The following is a 25,680-nucleotide window of genomic DNA, read 5'->3' on the forward strand; positions in this document are numbered from 1 at the left end:
CGCTGTTCTCATCTTATGTCATTGTATCGGACTCATCGTTGCATTTCAATGACGAAGCATAAGTGACAGCAGAAAATGTATATATCATCACATGCCCGCAAACGGCCTCTCTAAAACGTAACGATGAAACAGGAATGGAATATCATCTTTGATTGGCAAACGACATACAACAGGAGGGAGCGTGACATATGGAAATTTCTTTACTCGAGCGTATTTTTCTGGAATCGATTCAGCGCCTTCGAAATGAACGATCAGACCGGAGTCTTTATCATGTTTTTCAAGGAAAGAAATCAGCGACTTCTCTGCAAGATGCCCATTTTTATGATTTAGAGTCGGTATTCGGTACTGTATTAGTCAGTAAACAACGATTCGAAACAATCTTGGCTGAACTCGCGCAGAAGAATTGGATTGAGCGGCAGGAGACATTGCGACTGACGCACGAAGGCGCACGACTGATAAATCAAACGGATCGTGCGATCATTGATCAACTAGGTGGTGAACTTCGTGGATATGCTGAGATGATGTGGAAACGACTCAGCCTTTTGGTTCAAACGATGATTTGCTTGGAAGCAAAACAGCCGTTCATTCCTGTGCAACAGGAAACCATCGTCCGTGAATGGGTAAAAAGTGTTCTTCCGACCATCTCGAATCGAGCAGAATGGTTACATGGTATGCACCAAGAGTTGATATTTCTCCTTGAGCGCTTATCAGAACGAGATGCGACATTAATTAGTTACCGCTTGTCTGGCGTGCAAGCAGGATGGTCTTATCCGCAATTAGCTCAAATGATGAAAACGGATGTGGAGACTGTCCAATACGAATTTACGATCGCTTGGCGACAGTGCATCGATGACTTAGAAAAAACACCACTTCTAAAGCAAATAGGTGATGATCTACTCGCGACAAAAATGACCCAGTCTGCGCAAACGACATGGGAATTATTACAACAGGGATTAACCGTTGAAGAGGTTGCGATTCGAAGACGATTAAAAAATAGTACGATGGAAGATCACCTCGTTGAGATTGCGATGTATGCTCCTTCTTTTCCGCTAGATCATTTTGTTACGCCATCTCAGCAAGAAGAGATACGACAGATTGCACAGCGACTCGGAACCTACGCGCTAAAGCGAATCAAGAGTGAGATGCAATCCGATATATCTTATTTTCAAATTCGACTTGTGTTAGCACGTAGTAAATGGGAGGGAATTTAATGGAAGCGTTACTGCATCGTCATTTTGGTTACGAAGCATTTCGACCAGGGCAACGCCAAATCATCGATTCCATCCTAAACGGAACAGATACACTAGCAATTTTGCCGACAGGTGGAGGAAAGTCTGTCTGTTATCAATTTCCTTCTTATGTACAAAATGAAGGGCTGACGTTGATTTTGTCTCCGTTACTCTCGTTGATTGAAGACCAGGTCATGCAAATCAAGCGCAGAGGAGAGCGATCTGTCGCTAAATTAACATCTGTCGAGACACGAGAAGAGAAAGAGCAGATCTTATCTGTACTCGAACATCTACGATATCTTTACTTATCACCGGAACAACTCGCGCTGCCACAGATTCGGGCTCGGCTAAAACAGGTCAACATTGTGCTCTTCGTCGTCGATGAAGCGCATTGTATCTCACAATGGGGACACGAATTTCGACCGGAGTATGCAAGACTTGGTCAAATTCGACAAGAACTAGGTCTTCCACCATGTCTCGCCTTAACCGCAACAGCGACTCGTGCTGTTGAGCAAGATATTCGAACACAACTGCGTATGCGCGAACCACAAATCATCCGCCGTTCTGTCAACCGAGCAGAAATCCAATATATTGTCGATCGCGTTGATCGAGAAGAAAAAGATGCGGCAGTTGATCGGTGGATGGAACGCATCGTTCGCCCATGCGTCATCTATACAACGACCCGTAAAGAAGCGGAACGAATTGCTGGAATCATTGACGGCGCAACCTATTATCATGCTGGGTTGACGATAGAAGATCGCCAGCTTGTTCAACAACAGTTTCTTCATGATGAGATTGATTGTCTCGTGTGTACGAGTGCGTTCGGAATGGGTGTCGATAAAGGAAACGTGCGTACGGTCATTCACTATACGATGCCTGCGACGATCGAAGCCTATATGCAGGAAGTCGGACGCGCCGGTCGAGACGGTAAAGGGGCAACGGCGATTTTACTCTACGCTGCTCAAGATGAACAATTACAAACGTACTTGATTGACACGCAATATGCACCCGTCTTGTGGATCGATCAATTGCAACAAGGGATGAATCAAGGCGAATCCTATGCCAAGATGGAAAGTCGTCTTCGTCTTAATCCGGAAGATCCGGCATATCGATTACTAAAATCGCAACTCGAGAACGGGTGGTCGAAGGAACGAATCATCCAGTGGCAAACGGAACGTAAACAATTAAAAAGACAAGAGGTCAACCTGATGATGGACTACATTCATCGGAACGAATGTCGCCGTACGATGTTGTTGCATCATTTTGATGAGGAGGCAATCTTACAACCACGGTGTTGTGATGTGTGCGGAACGATTGAATGGGAAAATCCGGTGAAGAGAAAGACCCATCAACCGGTAGATTGGAAAATGCGTTTAGAACAAGTCTTTTTTTCATCACTAGATTCGGTGTAAACTAGACAATATCGTTATATTTTTCAAGAAAAGGTGATAAACATTGAGTAAACAAGATCAACGACGGTTGCATCAGAACGAAGAGGATCAGTTATTGCCACCGCGTTCTTCGCGTATCGAACACGTTCGTAACGAGCGATTGAAACAACCGTTTCGAAAAAATCCGCTAGCGATCACGCTTACGGTACTCATGATCACGATCATCATCGCCTTCGTCTCCATCGGTTTCATGATGTAAGGGCACATTGTGAACGGAGATTTTTTTCCTTTCAGCGTATACTAGAAAGGAAGGGGAAGGAGGCACGATGCATGGATCGTGGGAAATATAATATCAAAGCAGTCGCTGCGTTAGTGGGACTCAACCCGACGACCATTCGTGCTTGGGAGCGGAGATATCAGGTGCTCGATCCGGATCGAAGTGAATCCGGACATCGAATTTATAGTGATAACGACGTCGCGAAATTACGCTGGATTGTCGATAAACAAAAAGAGGGATTGTCTGTCTCTAAAGCAATCCAATTGTATGAGATGCCTGTTAATCGGGCTGAGGTACCGCACGATTATGGAGTCGAACTGCGAGATCAGTTGTTCCAGGCATTGACGAACTTTGAAGAACGACATGCGCACGACATCATGAATAAAGCATTCTCGATGTTTAGCTTCGATAAAGTCATTCAGGACATCGTCGGTCCGCTCTTACATGAGATTGGAGTGAAGTGGGAGTCGGGAGAGATTACGATTGCGCATGAGCATTTTGCGACGGCATTTCTAAGAGCCCGTCTCTCGACACTGTCGTTACAGATGCCGATCAATCCATTTTTACCGCGAATCGTCTGTGTCTGTGCGCCGGAAGAAGAACACGAACTCGGGCTACTGTTCTTCACGCTTTACTTACGTCAATCTGGATTTGATGTCATTTTCCTCGGTTCCGGTATACCGGTTCAGGACTTGGTGACGGTCACGCATCAGTTGCAACCGAAAGCCGTTATTCTTTCCTGCACGTTATCGGATCATTTACCGTTACTTGATGAAGCGTTAGCACGTTTGATGTCTGATTTTCCGGATCTTGAGATTGGTCTTGGTGGTTATGCGGTCGATCAGCTCCCGGAACGATATGGTCCACATTTACTTGGTGCAGACGATCAATCTTGGAAAAGTTGGTTAAGTCGACTCACTCCGACAACTGGTGTATAGTATGGTTCATAACGAACGGAGACATCTGTGTTTCCGGTTTTGACTGGAGGAGTCTATTATGAGGTTTGAACAAATGAAACAAGGACACCTTCGTGTCTTCATCACAAAGCAAGAGTTATCGCTTCACGACGTCCGACCAGAAACGTTGGCTGTCGGGAAGGGACAAGCTTTATTGCGCAACTTATTAGAAGAAGCCGAATCGAATTATGGTTTTCAGGCAGCAGGAACACTCGAATTTTTCGTCACATTCTTCCCGAATGACGGCATGCTCGTTGATGTACGTCGTGAAGGAGATTTGCAAGAAGAGATGAACGAGGAGTTCGATCAAGTTGAAATCCGCATGACAGTCGATATCGTCCATCACGTCTTATATGCTCTACACTCGCTAGAAGACGTCATTCAAGCGAGTCATGGATTATTGCGGCATATGCCTCGTACAGAGACAGGGGGTAGCCTCTACTTCTTCGAGGGAAGCTATTATCTCTATTTCCAAGAACGAATGAACGAGGCGCTCGAGCGAACGGTGACGACGATTTTATCTGAATACGGTGAACCGAGCCCGAAAAGTCCACTCGTCATGGCGGAGTATGGGAAAACGATTCAGGCGGAACATGCTGTCGCAACGATAGCTGAACAGTTTAATATGTAAAACATCAAGTGCGACATTCCCTCATAGGGGGATGCCGCACCTTTTTGTGTTCTGCTGGAAGTGGCACCATTTTGTATTTTTTCATCGTCAGAAGGATGGTATGATAATCATTGAACGTAAGAAGAAGGAGTGAAGTAGGATGAAAGTGGCAGTATTATACGGTGGGACTTCAGGAGAACGGGAGGTTTCATTAAACAGTGGAAAGTCGATCATGGAAGCATTAAACAGTAAAGGGCATGAGGTCACGGCTGTTGATTTCCACCCTGATCAAGCGCATGAACTCTTCCAGCTGGATGTAGATGTGGCTGTCATCGCTCTTCACGGGAAAATTGGTGAAGATGGACGCGTACAAGCATTGCTTGAACTGGCAGACATTCCATATACAGGTTCAGGTGTGTTAGCGTCAGCGCTAGCGATGGATAAGGCACGTTCGAAAGTTCACTTTGATAAAGCAGGCATTACGATCGCCCGTGATGTGCTGTTAGAGCGTGGAGATGATATCGAAGCAAAAATCGTAGAGTGGAATGGTCAATTTCCTTGTGTCGTCAAACCAGCACAAGAAGGCTCATCAAACGGATTGACGATTGCTCAAGATGAGACGATGTTACGTGAAGGAATCGCTAAAGCCTTTGAAGCGGACGATGCAGTGCTTGTCGAACAGTTCATTAAAGGGCGGGAAGTGACAGTCCCTGTCGTCGGTCATAAAGGTGCAGAAAAAGCACTGCCGGTCATCGAGATCATTCCGAAGAACGCCTTTTATGACTATGAATCAAAGTATGCCATCGGAGGTTCGGAGCATATTTGTCCTGCTGAGCTGGATGAGACAACGACAGAAAAACTTCAAGAATGGGCTGTTAAAGCGCACCAAGTCCTTGGCTGTGCAGGATACTCTCGATCTGATTTCCTAGTACCGGAATCCGGAAATCCAGTCATCTTGGAGACGAATACACTTCCTGGTATGACTTCGACCAGTTTATTCCCGGACGGTGCACGAGCAGTGGGAATCGAATATCCGGAACTGGTCGAATATTTCATGGAACTGGCAATCGAACGACATCGTCAAACAAAACAACCAAATCAATGATATCCTAGGAAAAGAAGTGAGAAAGCGCTTACAAATATAGGCGTAACCCCTTTCATTACGTTCGAGAAAAGAGTATACTTTATCCGAACAAGGAAACGGCATAGGGGATGCCACTTATGGGGAGGAACGTTGGAATGATCACTGACCAACAACATGCGAATCACCGCAAGAACGTACTGGAAGCGACACAAGAAATCGTCAAGGAGGCACTAGGGAAACTTGGTTATCCAGACGAGATGTATGAATTACTTAAAGAACCACTCCGGATGTTGACAGTCCGGATTCCGGTACGGATGGATGATGGTTCGACGAAAATCTTCACAGGATATCGTGCGCAACATAACGATGCCGTTGGACCAACGAAAGGTGGAATTCGTTTCCACCCGAACGTGACGGAAGTCGAAGTCAAAGCATTATCCGTCTGGATGAGTCTGAAGGCAGGTATCGTTGACTTACCATACGGCGGCGGTAAAGGCGGAATCATCTGTGATCCACGTGAGATGAGCTTCCGTGAAATCGAACGTCTCAGCCGTGGATATGTCCGTGCTATCAGTCAAATCGTTGGACCGACGAAGGATATTCCAGCACCTGACGTCTTCACGAACTCGCAAATCATGGCGTGGATGATGGACGAATACAGTCGAATCGATGAATTCAACTCACCTGGTTTCATTACAGGGAAACCGCTCGTCCTCGGTGGCTCACACGGTCGTGAGACAGCGACGGCGAAAGGTGTCGCAATCATGATTCGGGAAGCGGCTGCTAAAAAGGGTATCTCGCTCGAAGGCGCACGTGTCGTCGTTCAAGGATTCGGCAACGCCGGAAGTTTCTTATCGAAATTCATGTATGATTTAGGTGCAAAAGTCATCGCGATCAGTGATGCGTACGGAGCACTCCATGATCCAAACGGTCTCGATATTCCATACCTACTCGACCGTCGTGACTCGTTCGGTACCGTGACGACATTGTTCAAAAATACGATCTCGAATAAAGAATTGCTTGAACTTGAATGTGATATTCTTGTTCCGGCAGCAATCGAGAATCAAATCACAGAAGACAATGCGCACGATATCAAAGCAGCGATCGTCGTTGAAGCGGCTAACGGTCCGACGACGAACGAGGCGACGAAAATTCTCGCTGAACGTGACATCCTGATCGTTCCGGATGTTCTTGCTTCGAGTGGTGGCGTAACGGTCTCTTACTTCGAATGGGTACAGAACAACCAAGGGTATTACTGGACGGAAGAGGAAGTACACGAGAAACTTGAAAAAGTACTCGTGAACTCGTTCAACCAAGTCTATCAGACAGCGCAGACGCGAAATGTCGACATGCGACTTGCCGCCTATATGGTCGGTGTCCGGAAGATGGCGGAAGCATCTCGTTTCCGTGGTTGGGTCTAATATGATAATGAACGTCCGCTTCTTCTTTACGAAGAGCGGGCGTTTTGCATTGCAATTTCTTTCGTCTATGGTAGAGATTTGCTAAGATATAAAAAAAGCAACCGGAAGAGGAGATATTCGAATGTTAGATTGTATCGTAATCGGTGCAGGACCGTGTGGGTTATCTGCTGCGATCGAAATGCAAGATCGGGGACTAGACGTCGAAGTGCTCGAAAAGGGAAATATCGTCGAAGCGATCTATCGTTATCCGACGCATCAAACGTTCTTTTCAAGTAGTGAGAAGTTAGAAATTGGTGGTGTACCGTTCATCAATAAAGAATTAAAACCGCGACGTCTCGACGCTCTCGTCTATTATCGAGAAGTCGTCAAACGAAAACAGTTGACGATTCGTCCGTTTGAGACCGTCGAGCGGATTGAACGTCAAGCGGATCATTTTATCATCCACTCGGAGCGTTCCGGGGAAAAAAGAAGCCGAGAAGCTCGCTCCGTCGTGCTTGCGACAGGTTATTATGGTTTACCGAACCGGATGGATGTTCCTGGAGAGGAATTACCTCATGTCTCGCACTACTTTACGGAAGGACATCCGTATTTTGATCAAGATGTCGTCGTGATCGGTGGGAAAAACTCGAGCGTCGATGCAGCGATTGAACTTGAAAAAGCGGGAGCGCGTGTGACTGTCCTTTACCGTGGACCGGAGTATAGTCCATCCATCAAACCTTGGGTGTTGCCGAACTTCGAATCTCTCGTTCGTTCGGAAAAGGTCAAGATGATTTTTGGAGCGTCAATCGAAGAAATTACGGAGCAAGAGGTGATTTATCAAATAGATGGAGATAAACAGACTGTCCGTGCTGATTTTGTTTTTGCGATGACAGGTTACACACCCGATGTCGGATTGTTCGCTGACACAGGCATTACGATTGATCGTAAAACAGGCATTCCAAGTCATGACGAAGAGACGATGGAATCGAATGTCCCGGGCATCTATATCGCAGGTGTCGTCGCAGCAGGATATGACGCCAATAAAATATTCATTGAAAACGGACGTTTTCACGGTGCAAGCATTGCCAACCATCTCGTTGAACGGTTACGTGGTGCATCGGTACAAGCCTAAACAAAACCTCTTGATTTGGAAGATAAATTTCCGGATCAAGAGGTTTTTTCATTTATTCAACGCGGAATGATTCTTCGAGTTCTAGTTGTGAGGCATCGATTTCAAGTTCGACCATCAGTTTAAGCCGCGCTTTTTGTGAATTCAGTCCATTCGAGAAAATGACGCCGAGTTCTTTTAATTGTTGTCCGCCACCCGTATATCCATATACATCTTGAACGATTCCGTTGAAGCAACGGCTGACGATGACGATCGGCATGACGGTAATCAATTCAGCGATGGCATCCACGATACTTGGTGGTACATTTCCTTGACCGAGGACTTCAAGGACGAGTCCATCATAACCGAGTTGTTTCACAGCAAGTAATAGGTCGGGTTCCATACCGGCATAGACTTTAAGAACGGCGACCCGTTTTGAGAGCGAAGTTACCATATGTGTTTGTTTCAAGAGCGGTGTATTGAATAAGTAGACATGATCCTTCGTTACCATCCCAAGATTTCCAAAATGAACGGATTTGAATGTATCGACGGATGACGTATGCGTTTTTGTGACGTTGAATGCCGAATGGATTTCCCCGTTGAAGACGACGAGGACACCTTTTCCGCGCGCAGCTTCACTGACAGCGACACGAAGTGCCGTAATCAGATTAAACTCACCATCGGATCCGACCTCATTAGAAGAACGCATGGCTCCTGTCAAAACGATCGGAACAGGTGCACCAAGCGTCAAATGTAAGAAATAAGCCGTCTCTTCCAGTGTGTCCGTTCCGTGAGTGATGACGACGCCGTCGTAATGTTCCTTCTTGAGCTCACTCTCGATGAAATGGGCTAGACGCAACATGATGTCAGGTGTCATATGCGGAGAAGGTAAGTTTGCGAAGTGACGCGTCGTAATGTTGGCAATATCTGTTGCACGCGGGAGTGAAGCGTCGAGTGGATTGATATCGTTTGGTAAGACATGACCAGAATGATCCTGTGCCATGGCGATCGTTCCACCCGTATGAATGAGTAATAATGATTTCATGCTAAAGGGTCCTTGTCTACAGACAGAAGACCTTCACCTACTTTCTATGACGGATTCGATTCGTTCTCCCATATTGTAACCTTTTTCCCTCTTGAAACAACGAGGACGTTTTCTTTTTTCCAAGAAACCTTTATTCTTATAAATGAGGAAGAAAGGGGGAGAGGAAGCGTGGTTCAAATCGTTTTCTCCGGAGTTGCCCCAGGCATCGCACTCCTAACTTATTTTTATCTACGTCACGAACATGAGTCGGAGCCAGTCGGCTATATCCTTCGAAGTTTCATTTTCGGTATTTTACTCGTCTTTCCCTTGATGTTCATCGACTATATCGTCCAGACCGAATTTGGTGGGCGTGAAGAGGTGCAGTTGATTCGAACAGCTGTTACGGAAGAATTCGCGAAATGGTTTGTCGTCTTTTATACGGTCTATATCCATCAACGGTTTAATGATTATTACGACGGGATCATCTACGCGGTAGCCTGTTCACTTGGGTTCGCAACGCTTGAGAATATCTTATATCTGATGGTGAATGGAACAGTCGAACATATGCTGTTCCGGGCACTCTTACCAGTATCTGGTCATGCTTTGTTTGCGGTCATCATGGGATTCTTCATGGGCATGGCGAAATTCTCGCCTCATCCTTATCGCTGGTTGTCCCTCTCGATTTCGCTTCCGGTATTTGCGCATATCTTATTTAATTTGTTAATATTGGAAAATGGTGGTATATCTTTTTTGCCAATCGTCTTCATGGTCATCCTATGGACGATTGGATTATTTCAAGTACGAGGTGCCAATCGTTTAAATCAGCGATTCAAACGAAAAAAACATCATTCAGATGGCATCGAATAGAGAGTAGGAGCGAAGTAGTATGATGGAAATTGGGGATTTGGTAATGCTTTCGAATAGTGAGGATCGACAAGGTCGCACAAAGGTGACGGCCGTGACGAATCGATTGATTTGGATTGAAGCACCGAGTGAAGTTGCGACACTCAAAACATTCATCTTGTCAGAGCAAGAAGAAGTTTCATTTTATTTCTTTAAGGAAAAAGGCAAATTATTTGGATTTGATACGGTTGTTGTTGAACGACAAAATGATCCACTTCGCGGTCAACGATATGCTTTGAAACGACCGAAGGATGATCAAATCGAACGCATCCAACGACGTCAGTTCGTCCGAGTACCGCAAATACTCGATGTTGCTGTACACCCTCATAAAACGCATTTCGAGCCGTTTACGACGGTGACGCTCGATCTATCGGCTGGAGGAATGATGATCTTGTCGGATCAATTACCGGTTCAAAAAGAGGAAGAGGTGGAAATGACATTCATTTTGCCTACAGGTGAGGGCATATCGAGTACATTAGATGTCATCGCTGAACTCGTTCGAATTGATCGGCGTGAAGAACGATATGAATTAGCATTCCAATTTACGATGATTCCCGACAGAAGTCGCGAACTTGTATTGCGTCACTGTTATCAAATGCAAATGAAAAGTTCAAGAAGGGGCATGAATCCATTCACCTGACCGCATTTTTTTGCTATGATAACGTTCGGAAGAATGAATTCCCGGTAATTATAGGGAAGATGGAAGGATTGGATGGATGATGAAAAAGATTCAAATCGCTTTAGATGGACCAGCGGGTGCTGGAAAAAGTACGATCGCAAAACAATTGGCAGCGCGCCTTGACTATGTATACATCGATACAGGAGCCATGTACCGGGCCGTCACACTGGCAGCACTTGAACAATCACTTGATCTCAACGATGGGGAAGTGCTCGGAGAATTAATGAAATCGCTTGATATTCGTTTAACACCAGGCGAAAACGGGCAACGTGTCTTTATTGGTGATCGCGAAGTAACGGATGCGATTCGTTCCATCGAAATCACGAATAATGTCTCGTTCGTCGCTCGTCAAAAAGAAGTCCGGGTTGCACTCGTCACGGCACAGCGGAAATTAGCTGAACGCGGTGGAATCGTCATGGATGGACGTGATATCGGCACAGTCGTATTGCCGGATGCAGAATTAAAAGTCTTTTTGACGGCAACTGTCGAAGAGCGTGCAGCTCGAAGACACCGTGAAAATATCGCGCGTGGGATGGACAGTGACATCACGATTCTTCAAGAAGAGATCGCACTGCGTGATAAGCGCGACAGCGAACGTGAAGTCTCGCCATTGCGCCAAGCTGACGATGCACTATATCTCGATACGACAGAGATGACGATCGATGAAGTCGTCGTCCGATTGATGGAGCTAGCAGAGGGTGTCCTAAAATGAAACGTCAAGATACCATTTACCGGATTGCCCGGTTTGTCGTCTGGGTCATTGCGAAAACAGTCTTCCGATTGAAAGTGACAGGACAAGAGAACATTCCAAAAGACGGTTCTTTACTCGTCTGTGCCAATCACAGTTCGAACTGGGACCCGGTCTTCCTCGTCAGTGCGATTCCGCCAAACCGCGCGGTGCGTTACATGGCAAAAGAAGAACTGTTCAAAGTTCCTGCCTTAAAACAATTAATGATTGCGGCAGGAACATACCCTGTCGGTCGCGGTCAAGGAGATCGTCAAGCCTTGAAACGGACGATTGAACTATTGAATTCAGATGAGACGGTCGGTATTTTCCCAGAAGGAACGCGATCTGCGCCAGGTGAATTTACAGCAGCACAACCAGGAGTCGGGTTCTTTGCGTTACGATCGAATGCGCAGATTTTACCGATTGCCATCATCGGATCATACCGCCCGTTCAAACGGATGCACGTCGCGGTCGGGAAACCGGTTGATATTTCGGATTTACGTGATCAACGGGGCGCAGCGAAATCGATTTCTGACCGAATCATGGACGAAATCAAATCCGTCTACTTCAATCACGCTTAATACCTTGACAAATAGTCAGAATTGTAAGAAGTTAGAAGCAGGATAAACGCATTGACACGTGTCAGGCGTTTCTTGTACTCATCGTGAGGAGGTTGTTTTGGAATGGTCGAAGAAATGAAAGATATGCCTGATTTTGAAATTCATCGGGACCAGGTAGTTACCGGAATGGTCGTGAAAATTGAAGACAAGCAAGCACTCATTGATATCGGATATAAAACAGAAGCCATCTTACCGATCAGCGAAGTATCGAGTCTTCATCTCGATGATATTCGCGGCGTGCTGAACGTCGGAGATGAACTACAAGTGAAGGTCAAGAAAATCACGGATGAAGAGGTCGTCGTCTCGAAACGAGAAATCGACGCGCTCAAAGCGTGGGAGCAAGTAGAAGAGAAGTATAAATCAGGTGAGATCTTTGAAGTTGTCGTTAAGGACATCGTCAAAGGTGGACTCGTCGTTGATATCGGTGTCCGCGGATTCATTCCAGCGTCACTCGTCGAACGGCATTATGTCGAGGATTTCTCGGATTACATCGGTCGTTCGATCGAAGTCAAGGTCGTTGAACTCGATCAAGAAAAGAACCGTGTCATTCTCTCGCACAAAGCTGTCGTTGAAGGCGAATTGAACGCGAAGAAAAAAGAGACACTTGAAAATTTAGAAGTAGGTCAAATCCTCGAAGGTACAGTCCAACGTTTAACGGACTTTGGTGCTTTCGTTGATATCGGTGGCGTCGACGGTCTCGTTCATATCTCTGAGATGGCACACCACCGTGTCGAGCGTCCTTCGGATATCGTCACGGAAGGTCAAAAAGTCGAAGTCAAAGTACTTGGTGTCGACCGTGATACAGAAAAGGTCAAGTTATCGATCAAGGAAACACAACCTGGTCCATGGCAACAGATGGAAGGGAAGATCGAAGCTGGCGATATCGTTAAAGGACGTGTACGTCGTCTCGTCCAGTTCGGAGCCTTCATCGAACTTGCGCCGCAAGTAGAAGGACTTTTGCACATTTCGCAAATCGCGAACCGTCATATCGGTTCACCTTCGGAAGTACTCGAAGAAGGACAGGAAATCGAGGCGAAAGTACTCGAAGTACGTCTTGATGAGCATAAGATTTCGCTATCAACACGTGTCCTTGAAGAGGAAGAATCATCTGCTGACGATTACTCGGATTATACGAATCAATCAGAAGGATTCTCGGTCGCTGACTTGACTGAGGACGATTCTGATCAGAAAGAATAAGCAATGACACAAAGCGGACACAAGCGTGTCCGCTTTTTATATGCGGTTTGTTATGGTATATGACAGTTTGATTTGATACAATAGAACGGCTATGAAGCGAGAGAAGAGAAAGAAGGTGTTGGGATGGCAATTCCAGTCGTGGCGATCGTAGGTCGCCCAAATATCGGAAAGTCGACGATTTTTAACCGGGTGATTGGAGATCGGGTTTCAATCGTAGAAGACAAGCCAGGCGTTACCCGCGACCGTATTTACGGAACTGGAGAATGGCTGAATCGTCATTTTCATTTGATTGATACAGGTGGAATCGAAGTCGGGGATGAGCCCCTACTTCAAATGATGCGTCATCAGGCGGAGCTCGCTATTGATGAAGCGGATGTCATCATTTTCATGGTGAACGGACGCGAAGGAATCACAGCAGCGGATGAGGAAGTCGCGAACATGTTATTCCGTTCGAACAAACCAGTCGTCGTAGCTGTCAACAAAGTCGATAACTTTGAAATGCGTGATTTAATGTATGAATTTTACTCCCTTGGATTCGGAGACTTGTTCCCGATTTCTGGTACACATGGTCTTGGTCTAGGTGACTTACTCGACCGTGTCCTTGAACTCGCACCAGATAAAGAAGAATTAGAATATGACGAAAGCACGATCAAGTTTGCCTTGATTGGTCGTCCAAACGTCGGAAAATCAAGTATGACGAACTCGATTCTCGGTGAAGAACGTGTCATCGTTTCGAACATCGCTGGTACGACGCGCGATGCGATCGATACACCGTTTACGCGGGATGATCAAGAATACGTCATCATCGATACGGCCGGGATGCGAAAACGCGGGAAAGTCTATGAATCAACAGAACGTTTCAGCGTCATGCGTGCACAAAAAGCAATCGAACGGGCAGATGTCGTCTGTGTCGTGCTTGATGGCGAAGAAGGTATCATCGAACAAGATAAAAAAGTAGCGGGATATGCTCACGAAGCAGGTCGCGCGGTCATCATTGTCGTCAATAAATGGGATGCTGTCGAAAAAGATGATAAGACGATGAAAAAGATGCAAGAAGAGATTCGGGAAGAATTCCGTTTCCTTGACTATGCACCCATCGTCTTCGTCTCAGCGAAAACAAAACGTCGTTTGCAGACGTTGTTACCGGTCATTCAACAAGCAGCGCACAGCCATGCACAACGGATTCAGACAAGCGTCTTGAACGATGTCATCGTTGACGCTGTCGCGATGAACCCGGCGCCGACGGATAAAGGGGTTCGTCTTCGGATCAACTATGCGACTCAAGTCGCGTCACGTCCACCAACGTTCGTCTTGTTCGTCAATGATCCAGAATTGCTGCACTTCTCTTATAAACGATATCTTGAGAATCGGATTCGGGAAGCATTTGATTTTACAGGTACACCAATCCGGATTTTAGCTCGTCAAAAACAATAATGAGGTGAGTCAGTATGACCAAAATCGCTGTCATCGGAGCGGGGAGCTGGGGAACAGCGCTCTCGCTCGTCTTAGCCGATAATGATCAGGAAGTCATGCTTTACGGTCGTGAACAAACAACTGTCGACCGCATCAATGAACATCATGAAAACGCGCAATTTTTGCCAGGTGTCATGTTACCACAATCATTGAAGGCGACGACGGATCTTAAAGTGGCGGTCGAAGGCGCAACGCATATCTTGATCGTCACACCGTCCTCTGCGATTCGTTCGGTTTCCCGACAATTGAATGAATTGTTGACGGAACCAGTCGTTTTGATTCATGCATCAAAAGGAATCGAGCCAAAGACGCATCTTCGGTTGTCAGAATTAATCGAAGAAGAGGTCGATCCTGCGAAACGCAAAGCGGTTTGTGTCTTGACCGGTCCTTCGCATGCCGAAGAGGTCGCGTTACGTAAACCAACGACAGTGACCATCGCATCGGATGATTTAGAAGAGGCTGGTCGTGTACAGGAGCTGTTTACGAATGAAAACTTCCGCGTCTATCTGAATGCGGATATCATTGGAGCTGAACTCGGTGGGGCGCTCAAAAATATCATTGCGCTTGCCGCAGGTATGACGGATGGTCTCGGTTACGGGGACAATGCCAAAGCAGCGTTGATTACGCGTGGAATGGTCGAGATGGCTCGTCTTGGTACGATGCTTGGAGCTAACCCAATGACGTTCACTGGATTGACGGGAATGGGTGACTTGATCGTTACTTGTACATCGGTTCATAGTCGAAATTGGCGTGCGGGGAATGCCATCGGTCGCGGTGAAAAATTAGAGACGGTACTAGAAAACATGGGAATGGTCGTCGAAGGTGTTCGTGCGACCCAAGCGGCGTATGATTTAGCGGAGACAAAGCAGTGTGAGCTCCCAATCACTTCCGCCCTCTACCATGTTCTCTTTGACGGTCATACACCGGAAGAAGAAGTCAAAAAGTTGATGCAACGACCACAGAAAAATGAGATCGAGCATCTCTTCACGACGAAAGATTAACGGAGTGGGGTGGAAACCTTGAGTCCAGGATTAATAAAAATGTGGATCTCGTTCGCTGGCATTGGACTCTTTGCGATCAGTGTCTTGCTGGTCACGGTCAGTCGGACGAAGTTGAAAGGGATATGGCAGGTTCTCGTATCGACTTTGGCATTCGTATGTTTCATCGTTGCGTCGATCATCATGGTGTTCATCGTCATGGCGGGGCCAAGCGCATGAAGAAGTGGTTCGTGATCCTCATGCTCATTCCGGTGACGTTGTTATCGGGTTGTCTGTTTCCAGACAGTCAGAAACCGTCGAACCGCGTACCGTATCCGCAACAGTTACGTACCGTACAGGATGCTGTCGATGCGTATCAAAAAGACACGGGTGTTTTGCCAATCAAGACGATGGAAGCAGATACTCCGCTCATGGAGCGTTATCAAATCGAATTAGGGCGGCTCATTCCGCGTTACATGAGTGATCCACCATCGAACAGTTTTGAAGGTGGCGGAACATTCATCTACCTGTTAGTCGATGTCGATACGAAACCGACTGTTAAGTTGATGGATTTACTTGTTGCAGAAGAGTTACAGAAGCTTCAAGTTCGGATTGATGCGTATCGGAAGAAGAACGAAAAGTATCCGTTTAAAGGATCGTTCGGAAAAAACCAGTTTACGCTTGACTATAAAAAATTATTCATCAAAAAAGAACCGACTGTCCCAAGTCCGTACTCAAATGAAAAGTTGTCGATCTATGTCGATGGTCAAGGACGCCTCTTCATCAACTATTTACCTGAGTTGAAGAAAGCTGTTCAAACGGCGAAGAAAAAGCCGAAAGTCGGTCAGGATATTCGGTATTTGCTCTATGAAGATCAGCCTTTTGTTCCTGCCTATTCCCAAAGCTACACGATAAACGAAAAAGGCGAACCTGTGTTTTCGGAGGAATCGAGCGAAGAATCTGAAAATTGAACGTTATTTACACGAAAATGTTGTAATAGCAACGTTTATGGGGTATGATTACCCTCGAAGAAGTGATTGGGAGGGGGTGAAAGTAATGAACAAAACTGAACTCATTCAAGCAGTCGTCGAAAAATCAGGTCTTACAAAAAAAGACGTGACGAAAGTTGTTGAATCAACATTCGAATCGATCACTGAGACACTTCAGTCTGGAGAGAAAGTCCAATTGATTGGATTTGGTAACTTCGAAGTCCGTGAGCGTGCAGCCCGTAAAGGTCGCAACCCACGTACGAAAGAAGATATCGAGATTCCAGCAAGCAAAGTACCTGCCTTCAAACCAGGTAAAGCATTGAAAGATGCTGTGAAGTAATCCGGCTACATAGTCGCCCGAGATTTTCTCGGGCGGCTTTTTTGTGGACATTCAGAAGCGTGAAAGCCCGCCGATTATGGTATATTAAAAAAGAAGAACGTCCATCAACGAGATGGCACTGGAGATCGGGGGGTAAAAGCATGGAACAACATGAGCTGCGCGTGGATGAAATCATCACTGCACTCACCACTAAACAAACGACACGATTGGCTCGACATGTGGATTTCCCTTCCATCGATCGTGAACAGATCAGTTGGTTGATTGATGTCGCTCAACATGACACGCTGGATTCAGAAGCACTCGTCAAAGCGATTCATTTCGCACAAGTAGCGCTACGTCTGCATGAGCGTGTCAATGAAACGCTACGCGGTTCGAAGGAGCGACAGTTGCTTGTATTAGCAGGGGATTTATTCTCGAGCTACTTTTTCGAACAGCTAGCTGGGTTACCAAAAGAGATTCTCGTTTCACTCGGACGGACGATTCAACGGGTCAACGAAGCAAAGTGTGCCCTTCACGAAATGAATTATGCATCGACGGAAGAACGGGTTCTCTTGTGGTTAACAGCAGAGTTCGGATTAATGCAAGGACTCGCGGCAATCACGAAACGAGAATGGCTGACACGACAGGGGCGACAGATCATTCAACAACAGGCAGAACAATTGGATCTGGTCGCACAGAAATTACTGTTATCGCATCTCGAGCAGATGGCGGTAGCATGAGATCTTGGAAAGGGTGAGCGGTGTGCAGGCAAAAGATAAAGAAAAAAAAGTATATGAAGTGTTTCAATCGATATCAACGAACTATGATCAAATGAATTCAGTCATCAGCTTTCGATTGCATAAATTATGGAGACGCGAGACGATGCGCCGGATGCAAGTTTTCCCGGGCGCTAAATGTCTCGATCTTTGTTGTGGAACAGCAGACTGGACGATTCAACTAGCGAAAGCAGCCGGTCCGACAGGTGTCATCAAAGGACTTGATTTTTCAGAAAACATGCTAAGAGTCGGCGTGGAGAAGGTAGAAGCGCTCGATATGAAAAATATCGAATTGATTCACGGAAATGCGATGGATCTACCGTTCGGTGATAACTCGTTCGATTATGTGACGATCGGCTTTGGTCTACGAAACGTACCGGATTATCTACAGGTCATCAAAGAGATGCATCGTGTCTTAAAACCAGGTGGAACGGTCGTCTGTCTCGAGACGAGTCAACCGACGGCACCGATTTTCCGCGAAGCATATTCATTGTATTTCGGAAAAATCATGCCACAAGTCGGACGATTGCTTGCGAAATCATACGATCAATACAACTGGCTACAAGAATCGACGGAAGTGTTCCTCGACCGCGTCGAACTGAAACAACTCTTCGAACAGGCAGGCTTCATGCAAGTGGAAGTCAAGGCATTCGCGGGTGGGGCTGCTGCGATGCACCTTGGGAAGAAGTGGTGAGATGTCACTGCATTCCATATACCGTGATGTCACGAAGGAAGTTAATTTAGTCGATCGTTTTCTGATCAATCATATCGCTTCTGAGGAACCGACGATCGATGCGGCTGGAAAGCAACTGTTGAAGGCTGGTGGAAAACGGATTCGACCGGCGTTCGTATTGTTAGCCTCTAAATTCGGGGAGGCAGATCGAGATGAGCTGATTCGTGTGGCAGCCAGTCTTGAACTTGTCCATATGGCGTCACTTGTTCATGACGATGTCATTGATGACGCGGAACTACGACGTGGAAAACCGACCGTCATGCAATACTTTGATGAAGAAGTAGCACTGTATTCCGGGAACTATCTGTTTGGAGAGGCGATTCGATTGATTGGTGAAGTCGGAAAGCCGGAACTTGTCCAAGTGATGGTCCATACGATGCGTGAAATTTGCGAAGGTGAGATTGAACAAATCTATGACCAATATGATTGGGAACAGTCGATTAAACGCTACATCAAACGGATTGAACGAAAAACAGCCATTCTTATCGAAGCGAGTTGTCACCTGGGTGCCATTGTTGCGAACTGTTCTGCAGCCGATACGAAAGCGTTACGGTTGTTTGGACGAGATATCGGACTTGCTTTTCAAATTGCTGACGATTTGCTTGATTTCACAGCGAATCGCACAGAACTTGGTAAGCCCGTAGCAGAAGATTTGCGTCATGGACACAAAACGTTACCTGTCTTTTATGGTGCAGAAGATGCTGTCTTTTATGAACGTCTTTCAAAAATCGAGAGTATGCCAACACATGAAGAAGTCGCACCCTTATTGTCGTTTCTTCAAACTTCGGGTGCTATCGAACGAACGCAACAAACAGTCGATCATTATATCCATCGTGCCATCAAACGTCTCGAACCATTACCTAAATCTTCTGCTAAACGATCGCTTGAAGAAGTCGCACGCTACGTTGGAAAACGAAAAGGGTGAAGATTGTCAAAAATTTCTTGCTGTTCTTCTCAAAAGCCAGTAAACTGACTATGTAAGCGCTTTTCTAAAAGCATTTCATAGGGGGAACTAGAGATGGAACAGACATTTTTGATGGTCAAACCGGATGGCGTAGAACGTGGATTGATTGGGGAAATCATTGGACGGATCGAACGCAAAGGATTCATCATTCGTGAAATGAAAATGATGAACGTCACAGAAGAGCTAGCAAAAGCACATTACGAAGAGCACGCGGAGAAACCGTTCTTTGGAGAGTTGGTCACTTTCCTCACATCGGGTCCTGTCGTTGCACTTCGCGTCGAAGGCACAGATGTCGTTGCCGTCTCGCGTTTGATGATCGGGAAAACAAAACCACTTGAAGCAGCACCTGGAACGATTCGTGGTGATTTCGCGAACACGATGAGTGAGAACGTCATCCATGGTTCAGATAGTGTCGAGAGTGCGGAGCGTGAGCTTGCCCTCTGGTTTCAAGGACAACCAGTCAACGCGTAATACATGAATAGAAAGACAACGGGGAAGGGATTCGATTTGATCGAATCCCTTTTGTCGTGTTCTTGTAAAACGGAATGACCCAATTGTCTAATTGCTTTTTGGAATGCCTATAGCTTTATGCTACTATAGAAAATAAGTTGAACCGGTCATGGAAATGACCATTCGATATCGAGAGTGAGCGAGGTGTGCCAATTGGAAGATTATGAACTTTTTATTCAACGATTCAAGACCAAATCAGGGATTGATCTCGGTCAGTATAAAGAAGCACAGATGAAGCGGCGATTGACGGCGTTACGTGACAAAAAAGGATATAGTACATTTGCTTCTTATATGCAGGCAATGGATAAGGACACATCGTTATACGACGAGTTTTTAGACCGGATGACGATCAATGTCAGTGAATTTTTCCGTAATCCGATTCGTTGGCAACAATTGGAACAAGATATCTTACCGATCCTAGAGTCGCGAGCACATGGACGAATCCGGACGTGGAGCGCAGCTTGTTCGACCGGAGAAGAACCATACTCTCTCGCGATGATTTTAAGTGAACGGCTCGATCCATCCGCCTTTACGATTCAAGCAACGGATTTGGATGAACTCGTTCTTGAAAAAGCCAAGCTTGGTCGATATGGAGCTTCTGCATTAAATGAAGTCGTCGAAGCGCGTAAAAAGAAATATTTCATCGAGCAAGAGCAAACGTTCGAAGTCGTTCCAGAAATCAAACGACTCGTTCGTTTCAGTAAACATAATCTGTTAGGAGACCGGTACGATACAGGGTTTGATTTAATCATCTGCCGCAACGTGCTGATTTATTTTACAGAAGAAGCGAAAGCGCACGTCTATCGTTCGTTCGTCGAGGCCTTAAAGCCAGGCGGAATCCTATTCGTTGGTGGAACGGAACAAATTTTCCAGCCCGAACGGTTTGGATTAAAGATGAAACAGAGCTTCTTTTACGAAAAAATCGGTTAAACAGGAAGGGATGAAGCGAATGCGTTACATGACAGCAGGAGAATCACACGGAAAAGGGTTGACCGTCATCATTGATGGGATGCCAGCAGGACTCACGATTGATTTCGAAGCCATCCAGCGTGAAATGACACGTCGTCAAGGCGGATACGGACGCGGACGACGCATGCAAATCGAACAGGATCAAATTGATGCACGTGGTGGGATTCGTCATGGATATACGACGGGATCACCAATCAGTTTGTTCATCGAGAATAAGGATCATACGCACTGGACACAAGTCATGCAAGCGGAACCGCTCGAAGAACAGTTGGAGCGCCCGCGGACGTTGACGCGTCCACGTCCTGGACATGCGGATCTCGTTGGTGGATTGAAGTACGGTCATCGCGATTTACGCGATGTACTAGAACGTTCTTCCGCTCGTGAGACGGCAGCACGTGTTGCCGTCGGCGCCTTCGCTAAACAATTACTGAATGAACTCGGGATTGAAGTGTTCTCGCACGTACGGTCGATCGGTGGCATCGATGCACCGTGGAAGGATCCTGTGGAACATCAGGAAACGATTGATGCTTCACCCGTTCGATGTGCTGACGAACAAGCAGGACAACGGATGATGGAGGAAATTGATGCGGCCAAAAAAGAAGGGGATACACTCGGCGGTGAAATCGAAGTCGTCGTGACAGGCATGATGCCGGGCGTCGGGTCCTTCACCCAAAACGATCTAAAGCTCGACAGCCGGATTGCACAAGCTGTCATTAGCGTCAATGCGATGAAATCAGTCGGTTTTGGTGACGGGTATGAACTTGGTCGTCGCAAGGGGAGTACCGTCCAAGATGAAATCGTTCATGATGCATCCGGCTATCATCGGCGGACGAACCATCTAGGCGGAATCGAAGGCGGGATGTCTACAGGCATGCCGATTCGCGTCCAAGTAGCAATGAAGCCGATTCCGACGCTCTATCGTCCACTGCAATCGGTCGATATCGAGACGAAGGAAGCATTCACGGCACAAATCGAGCGAAGTGATGCCTGTGCCGTTCCAGCCGCATCGGTTGTTTTAGAAGCCGTCGTCGCGTTTGAGATTGCGGTCGCTATCCTTGAAATGTTCGGGACATCGACACTCGATCGTCTTCAAGCTGCCGTCGCCGCCTACAAAGAGGAGGTTCGGACGTTTTGATCGAATTTGATATCCGGTTGAAAACGTCATATCCAGTACTTGTCGGAAATGGGGCATTAGCCCGGTTATCGCATCTTTCAGCGCTGAACGAGGCGGACCGCATCTGGGTCATCACGGATGAAACGGTACATCACTTGCAGATGGATCGATTGCAGGATGCGTTAGCGGATGTATCGACGTCGATCGACGTTCACATCAGCACCGTTGCGCCTGGGGAGCACAGTAAGTCGCTTGCCGTTTATGGCGCTCTACTCGAAGAAGGGGTTCGGTATGGGATGACACGTCATAGTCTGATCCTTGCGTTTGGCGGTGGAATGATTGGTGATTTAGCGGGATTCGTCGCGGCAACCTTTTTGCGCGGCATCCCGTTCATTCAAATTCCGACGACACTGTTAGCGCACGATTCAAGTGTTGGTGGAAAGGTTGGTCTCAACCTCTCCCTCGGTAAAAACTTAGTCGGTGCATTTTATCAGCCAAGTGGTGTCGTGTATGATTTAACGCTCCTTCAGACATTACCAGACCGGGAATGGCGAAGTGGCTTCTTTGAGTTAGTCAAGCATGGGTTCCTTTCGCGACCATCATTTGCAGACTCGTTACTCGATGTTTCGCTGGATGCTGTCAAAGGACTCGATTTGGAAGACTGGCTCGCACGGGGGATTAATGTGAAACGGGATATCGTCGAACAAGATGAGACGGAGCAAGGGATGCGTGCCTTTTTGAACTATGGACATACATTTGGTCATGCCGTTGAATATGCGAGTCCTGGTCTTGCGCATGGCGAGGCAGTAGGGATCGGACTCGTCTTCGTCAAGTTCTTAGAAGGAAATGACGAACAGGCGAAGCAGCTCGGACAATTGCTCCATCGTCTTGGAACGGAATTACCGGATCGACAATCGTTTAAGACCTACCTTGAACTGATGCGTCGCGACAAAAAGAACCACCAAGCAACGATTCGATTCGTCCTTGAAAAAGAAGGGCGCTTCATTTTAGAAGCGATCAGCGAAGAACGATTGCGTCAAGCATTCAATCAAACAGTGAGGTGTCTAGAATGGGCTTAAGAGGAACAGTACAAGTACCTGGCGATAAATCAATGACGCACCGTGCTTTCCTGTTCGGCGGAATCGCCGAGGGAACGACACGTGTCAGAAACGCACTTGAAGGGGCCGATTGTCTTGCTTCACTAGAAGCGATGCAGGCGCTCGGTGCACAAATCGATCGAACATCAGAGGAAATTCGGATCACCGGAACGGATACGTTCCAAGAAGCGACGATCGATTGCAGAAACTCGGGGACGACGATTCGTCTCTTGAGCGGTATCCTAGCAGGCGGTCAAGCGACGTATGCGCTCGATGGAGACGCTTCCTTGCGCAGACGTCCGATGAAACGAATCACGGAACCGCTTGCCTTATTCGGAGCAAACATCACAGGTGAGACGGCGCCGCTTCACATCACAGGGACGCCGCTTGTCGGAACGACGTATACGTTGCCAGTCGCAAGTGCACAAGTGAAAAGTGCCGTGTTGCTCGCAGGTCTGCATGCGACGGGTGAGACGACAGTCATTGAGCCGATCCTGTCACGCGACCATACGGAACGGATGTTGCCGCAGTTCGGTGTTGACGTAGCGATCGATGAACGCGAGGATGGTCGGCACATTCGTGTTCAAGGTCCTGTACGCTTACAAGCAACGTCACTCGACATTCCAGGCGATCCATCGTCAGCAGCGTTTTGGTGGACGGCAGCAGCAATCGGGCAGGATAGTCGCATTACGACGACTCACGTCTTGATGAATCCGACACGGATTGGTTTTTTACAGACGTTACGACAGATGGGTGCAAGTGTCGAAATCAATCATCGCTCAGAAGACGGTGGAGAGGAGACGGCAGATGTGACCGTCGAGACGACATCGTTACAAGCAATCACGGTAGAAGGTGATCAGATTCCATCCTTGATTGATGAGATTCCGTTACTCGCTTTGCTTGCGACGCAAGCGGAAGGACGAACAATCATTCGCGATGCACAAGAGCTTCGTGTCAAGGAAACGGATCGGATCGAGACCGTCGTGACGGCATTACAGCGTCTTGGAGCGAACATCGAGGCAACGGATGACGGCATGATCATCGAAGGACCGACACCTCTGCAAGCAGCGGAAGTCGACAGTGCAGGTGATCACCGGCTCGCGATGATGTTGACGATCGCGGCGACGATCAATCCAGAAATTATGGTTCATGGACGCGAAGTAGTTGAAGTCAGCTACCCAACGTTCTATGATGATTTAAAGAAACTTCAATCCGACCAATCTGAGTAAGCAATAGGCGGATGACAGAAAGTGGGGCGTTTGCCTTGAATGAACAACTATTGAATGGCATCATCGAAGAATTAGAACATGGTCACACCTCAGAAGCGTTAGCAGCATTAGAAAAACTCGAAAAGACAGGAACGGATGAGGACCGCCTCGCCGTTGCCGATCTCTATATCGAACTCGGTTTGTCTGACCGAGCGGTCGATCTCTTGGCGCCGCTTTACGTCGAATATGCGGGTAACGCGGGAGTAGCCTTGTTACTAGCAGAATGTTATATCGATTTGGATCGCGAAGAAGAAGCGATCTCCGTCCTCGAACAGGTCGACACAATGGACACGGAATATGGTCCGCGTTCTCTCGTATTACTCGCTGACCTCTATCAGTCGCAAGGTCTTGACGAAGTAGCGTTAGCGAAGCTGAAGGAAGCGCGTAACCTTGCACCGGACGAACCGTTACTGGCATACGGTTTAGCCGAACTCTACATGACGCTCGGTGCGTTTGATCAGGCGGTACCGTTATTCGCCGAAATCGCGGAGCGACCAGAGTTACGTGCTGAATTGCCGCTCGATGCCCTTTACGCGGAATCACTCGCGATGACAGGACAATTTGAAGATGCGATTCCACTGTACGAACGTGCTGTCGCAGAACGCTCCGACCTGCATACGCTGTTTGGTCTTGCGATGACGGCTCACCGTGTCGGTCAACATCAAAAAGCGGTCGAGACATTCCAGCAATTGATTGCACAGGATCCGGACTATACGTCGGCGTACGTACCATATGCGGAAAGCCAAGCCGAACTTGGTTTGACAAAAGAAGCACTGAACGTCATCAAACAAGGAATGGAGCGCGACGATTACAATGATGAGTTGCGGACGATGGAAGCATTGTTCCTTCTAAAACTCGGCGATCGCGCTGGAAGCGTCCAAGCGCTACGTGAGGCACTTGCCTTGAATCCGGAATCAATCGTCGCAGCGGAACGTTTGCTTTCGTTACTTGCTGAAGACGAGGACCACGAAGCGATGATCGAGACGATCTCTGCCATCGAAGAACACGTCACGGCTCCGATTCTAACATGGTACCGGGCACGCGCTTTGTATGCCTTAGAGGAATACACGCAAGCGATGGAGAATTATGCGATAGTCGAAGGTGCATTCACGGAAGATGCGCTCTTCTTGAAAGAGTATGGATTCGCACTCGTCGAGGAAGGACGGCGTGAAGAGGGACAACGTCTTCTCCGCCGCGCTGCTAAGTTGACACCAGAAGATAACGAACTCGTCGACTATGTTGAACGAATGGATGGATGACTTCACGGGAGAAGGGAGTAGGATTGA

General features: G+C 47.1%; 28 protein-coding genes. 27 read left to right on the top strand and 1 reads right to left on the bottom strand.

The window, feature by feature from the left end:
* Positions 1-188: 188 nt before the first annotated feature.
* The 8 genes from KNQ14_RS04855 to KNQ14_RS04890 all read left to right on the top strand — a co-directional run bounded on the left by KNQ14_RS04855 (position 189) and on the right by KNQ14_RS04890 (position 8,079).
* Complete coding sequence (locus KNQ14_RS04855) at positions 189-1,211, top strand: YpbB family protein (RefSeq protein WP_214859815.1); 1,023 nt, start codon at positions 189-191, stop codon at positions 1,209-1,211.
* Entirely contained in the window at positions 1,211-2,641 is a 1,431-nt protein-coding gene (locus KNQ14_RS04860) for a RecQ family ATP-dependent DNA helicase (RefSeq protein ID WP_251138268.1), read from the top strand. The genes KNQ14_RS04855 and KNQ14_RS04860 overlap by 1 nt, the downstream gene beginning before the upstream one ends.
* 43 nt (positions 2,642-2,684) lie before the next feature.
* Positions 2,685-2,879: a hypothetical protein gene (locus tag KNQ14_RS04865; RefSeq protein WP_050677448.1), complete on the top strand. Its 195-nt coding sequence runs from the start codon at positions 2,685-2,687 to the stop codon at positions 2,877-2,879.
* Between the two features lie 71 nt (positions 2,880-2,950).
* On the top strand, positions 2,951-3,835 hold the full coding sequence (locus KNQ14_RS04870; RefSeq protein WP_023468657.1) for a MerR family transcriptional regulator: 885 nt from the start codon (positions 2,951-2,953) through the stop codon (positions 3,833-3,835).
* Positions 3,836-3,893: 58 nt separating this feature from the next.
* Complete coding sequence (locus KNQ14_RS04875; protein WP_214859817.1) at positions 3,894-4,484, top strand: adaptor protein MecA; 591 nt, start codon at positions 3,894-3,896, stop codon at positions 4,482-4,484.
* Between the two features lie 139 nt (positions 4,485-4,623).
* On the top strand, positions 4,624-5,568 hold the full coding sequence (locus KNQ14_RS04880) for a D-alanine--D-alanine ligase (RefSeq protein ID WP_214723570.1): 945 nt from the start codon (positions 4,624-4,626) through the stop codon (positions 5,566-5,568).
* 134 nt (positions 5,569-5,702) lie between these two features.
* Complete coding sequence (locus tag KNQ14_RS04885) at positions 5,703-6,968, top strand: Glu/Leu/Phe/Val family dehydrogenase (protein WP_023468654.1); 1,266 nt, start codon at positions 5,703-5,705, stop codon at positions 6,966-6,968.
* A gap of 121 nt (positions 6,969-7,089) precedes the next feature.
* Positions 7,090-8,079: a YpdA family putative bacillithiol disulfide reductase gene (locus tag KNQ14_RS04890; protein ID WP_214859818.1), complete on the top strand. Its 990-nt coding sequence runs from the start codon at positions 7,090-7,092 to the stop codon at positions 8,077-8,079.
* Positions 8,080-8,131: 52 nt separating this feature from the next.
* Here the strand turns inward: KNQ14_RS04890 and KNQ14_RS04895 are convergent, their stop codons facing one another.
* Positions 8,132-9,100: an asparaginase gene (locus KNQ14_RS04895; RefSeq protein WP_195864806.1), complete on the bottom strand. Its 969-nt coding sequence runs from the start codon at positions 9,098-9,100 to the stop codon at positions 8,132-8,134.
* A 168-nt stretch (positions 9,101-9,268) separates the two neighbouring features.
* Between KNQ14_RS04895 and prsW the strand changes: the two genes are divergently transcribed.
* The 19 genes from prsW (at position 9,269) to KNQ14_RS04990 (ending at position 25,653) form a co-directional block, all read left to right on the top strand.
* Entirely contained in the window at positions 9,269-9,946 is a 678-nt protein-coding gene (gene prsW, locus KNQ14_RS04900) for a glutamic-type intramembrane protease PrsW (RefSeq protein ID WP_214859819.1), read from the top strand.
* Positions 9,947-9,965: 19 nt separating this feature from the next.
* Positions 9,966-10,622: a flagellar brake protein gene (locus KNQ14_RS04905; protein ID WP_214859820.1), complete on the top strand. Its 657-nt coding sequence runs from the start codon at positions 9,966-9,968 to the stop codon at positions 10,620-10,622.
* A 76-nt stretch (positions 10,623-10,698) separates the two neighbouring features.
* A complete protein-coding gene (cmk, locus tag KNQ14_RS04910) occupies positions 10,699-11,373 on the top strand; it encodes a (d)CMP kinase (RefSeq protein ID WP_214859822.1) in 675 nt (224 codons plus the stop codon).
* Positions 11,370-11,969 (top strand): lysophospholipid acyltransferase family protein, encoded by a 600-nt coding sequence (locus tag KNQ14_RS04915; protein ID WP_214859824.1) that lies wholly within the window; start codon positions 11,370-11,372, stop codon positions 11,967-11,969. Before cmk ends, KNQ14_RS04915 begins: the two co-directional genes overlap by 4 nt.
* Before the next feature lie 102 nt (positions 11,970-12,071).
* On the top strand, positions 12,072-13,205 hold the full coding sequence (gene rpsA, locus KNQ14_RS04920) for a 30S ribosomal protein S1 (RefSeq protein WP_023468647.1): 1,134 nt from the start codon (positions 12,072-12,074) through the stop codon (positions 13,203-13,205).
* Between the two features lie 123 nt (positions 13,206-13,328).
* A complete protein-coding gene (gene der / locus KNQ14_RS04925) occupies positions 13,329-14,639 on the top strand; it encodes a ribosome biogenesis GTPase Der (protein ID WP_023468646.1) in 1,311 nt (436 codons plus the stop codon).
* A 14-nt stretch (positions 14,640-14,653) separates the two neighbouring features.
* On the top strand, positions 14,654-15,679 hold the full coding sequence (locus KNQ14_RS04930; protein ID WP_214857984.1) for an NAD(P)H-dependent glycerol-3-phosphate dehydrogenase: 1,026 nt from the start codon (positions 14,654-14,656) through the stop codon (positions 15,677-15,679).
* A gap of 39 nt (positions 15,680-15,718) precedes the next feature.
* Positions 15,719-15,895, top strand: coding sequence for a DUF2768 domain-containing protein (locus tag KNQ14_RS04935; protein ID WP_034786022.1), 177 nt, complete (start codon positions 15,719-15,721; stop codon positions 15,893-15,895).
* The gene (locus KNQ14_RS04940) at positions 15,892-16,626 is read left to right on the top strand and encodes a hypothetical protein (RefSeq protein WP_214859826.1); all 735 of its coding nucleotides are present in this window, start codon (positions 15,892-15,894) and stop codon (positions 16,624-16,626) included. The genes KNQ14_RS04935 and KNQ14_RS04940 overlap by 4 nt, the downstream gene beginning before the upstream one ends.
* 85 nt (positions 16,627-16,711) lie before the next feature.
* Positions 16,712-16,984 (top strand): HU family DNA-binding protein, encoded by a 273-nt coding sequence (locus KNQ14_RS04945; protein WP_012370671.1) that lies wholly within the window; start codon positions 16,712-16,714, stop codon positions 16,982-16,984.
* A 140-nt stretch (positions 16,985-17,124) separates the two neighbouring features.
* The gene (locus tag KNQ14_RS04950; RefSeq protein ID WP_214859834.1) at positions 17,125-17,703 is read left to right on the top strand and encodes a heptaprenyl diphosphate synthase component 1; all 579 of its coding nucleotides are present in this window, start codon (positions 17,125-17,127) and stop codon (positions 17,701-17,703) included.
* Between the two features lie 22 nt (positions 17,704-17,725).
* Positions 17,726-18,433: a demethylmenaquinone methyltransferase gene (locus tag KNQ14_RS04955; protein WP_023468641.1), complete on the top strand. Its 708-nt coding sequence runs from the start codon at positions 17,726-17,728 to the stop codon at positions 18,431-18,433.
* A gap of 1 nt (position 18,434) precedes the next feature.
* Positions 18,435-19,397 (top strand): polyprenyl synthetase family protein, encoded by a 963-nt coding sequence (locus tag KNQ14_RS04960; protein WP_214859836.1) that lies wholly within the window; start codon positions 18,435-18,437, stop codon positions 19,395-19,397.
* A 93-nt stretch (positions 19,398-19,490) separates the two neighbouring features.
* Entirely contained in the window at positions 19,491-19,907 is a 417-nt protein-coding gene (gene ndk, locus KNQ14_RS04965) for a nucleoside-diphosphate kinase (RefSeq protein ID WP_058704890.1), read from the top strand.
* A gap of 192 nt (positions 19,908-20,099) precedes the next feature.
* The gene (locus KNQ14_RS04970) at positions 20,100-20,876 is read left to right on the top strand and encodes a CheR family methyltransferase (RefSeq protein WP_023468638.1); all 777 of its coding nucleotides are present in this window, start codon (positions 20,100-20,102) and stop codon (positions 20,874-20,876) included.
* A 19-nt stretch (positions 20,877-20,895) separates the two neighbouring features.
* Positions 20,896-22,050: a chorismate synthase gene (aroC, locus tag KNQ14_RS04975; RefSeq protein ID WP_064299671.1), complete on the top strand. Its 1,155-nt coding sequence runs from the start codon at positions 20,896-20,898 to the stop codon at positions 22,048-22,050.
* Positions 22,047-23,108, top strand: coding sequence for a 3-dehydroquinate synthase (aroB, locus tag KNQ14_RS04980; protein WP_214859838.1), 1,062 nt, complete (start codon positions 22,047-22,049; stop codon positions 23,106-23,108). The genes aroC and aroB overlap by 4 nt, the downstream gene beginning before the upstream one ends.
* Positions 23,099-24,355 (top strand): 3-phosphoshikimate 1-carboxyvinyltransferase, encoded by a 1,257-nt coding sequence (gene aroA, locus KNQ14_RS04985; RefSeq protein ID WP_214859840.1) that lies wholly within the window; start codon positions 23,099-23,101, stop codon positions 24,353-24,355. The genes aroB and aroA overlap by 10 nt, the downstream gene beginning before the upstream one ends.
* An 11-nt stretch (positions 24,356-24,366) precedes the next feature.
* Positions 24,367-25,653 carry a tetratricopeptide repeat protein gene (locus tag KNQ14_RS04990; RefSeq protein ID WP_251138270.1) on the top strand — a complete coding sequence of 429 codons (1,287 nt, stop codon included), beginning with the start codon at positions 24,367-24,369 and terminating at the stop codon, positions 25,651-25,653.
* Positions 25,654-25,680: the final 27 nt, after the last annotated feature.

The organism is Exiguobacterium sp. s161, assembly GCF_018619045.1.
Lineage (GTDB): Bacteria > Bacillota > Bacilli > Exiguobacteriales > Exiguobacteriaceae > Exiguobacterium_A > Exiguobacterium_A indicum.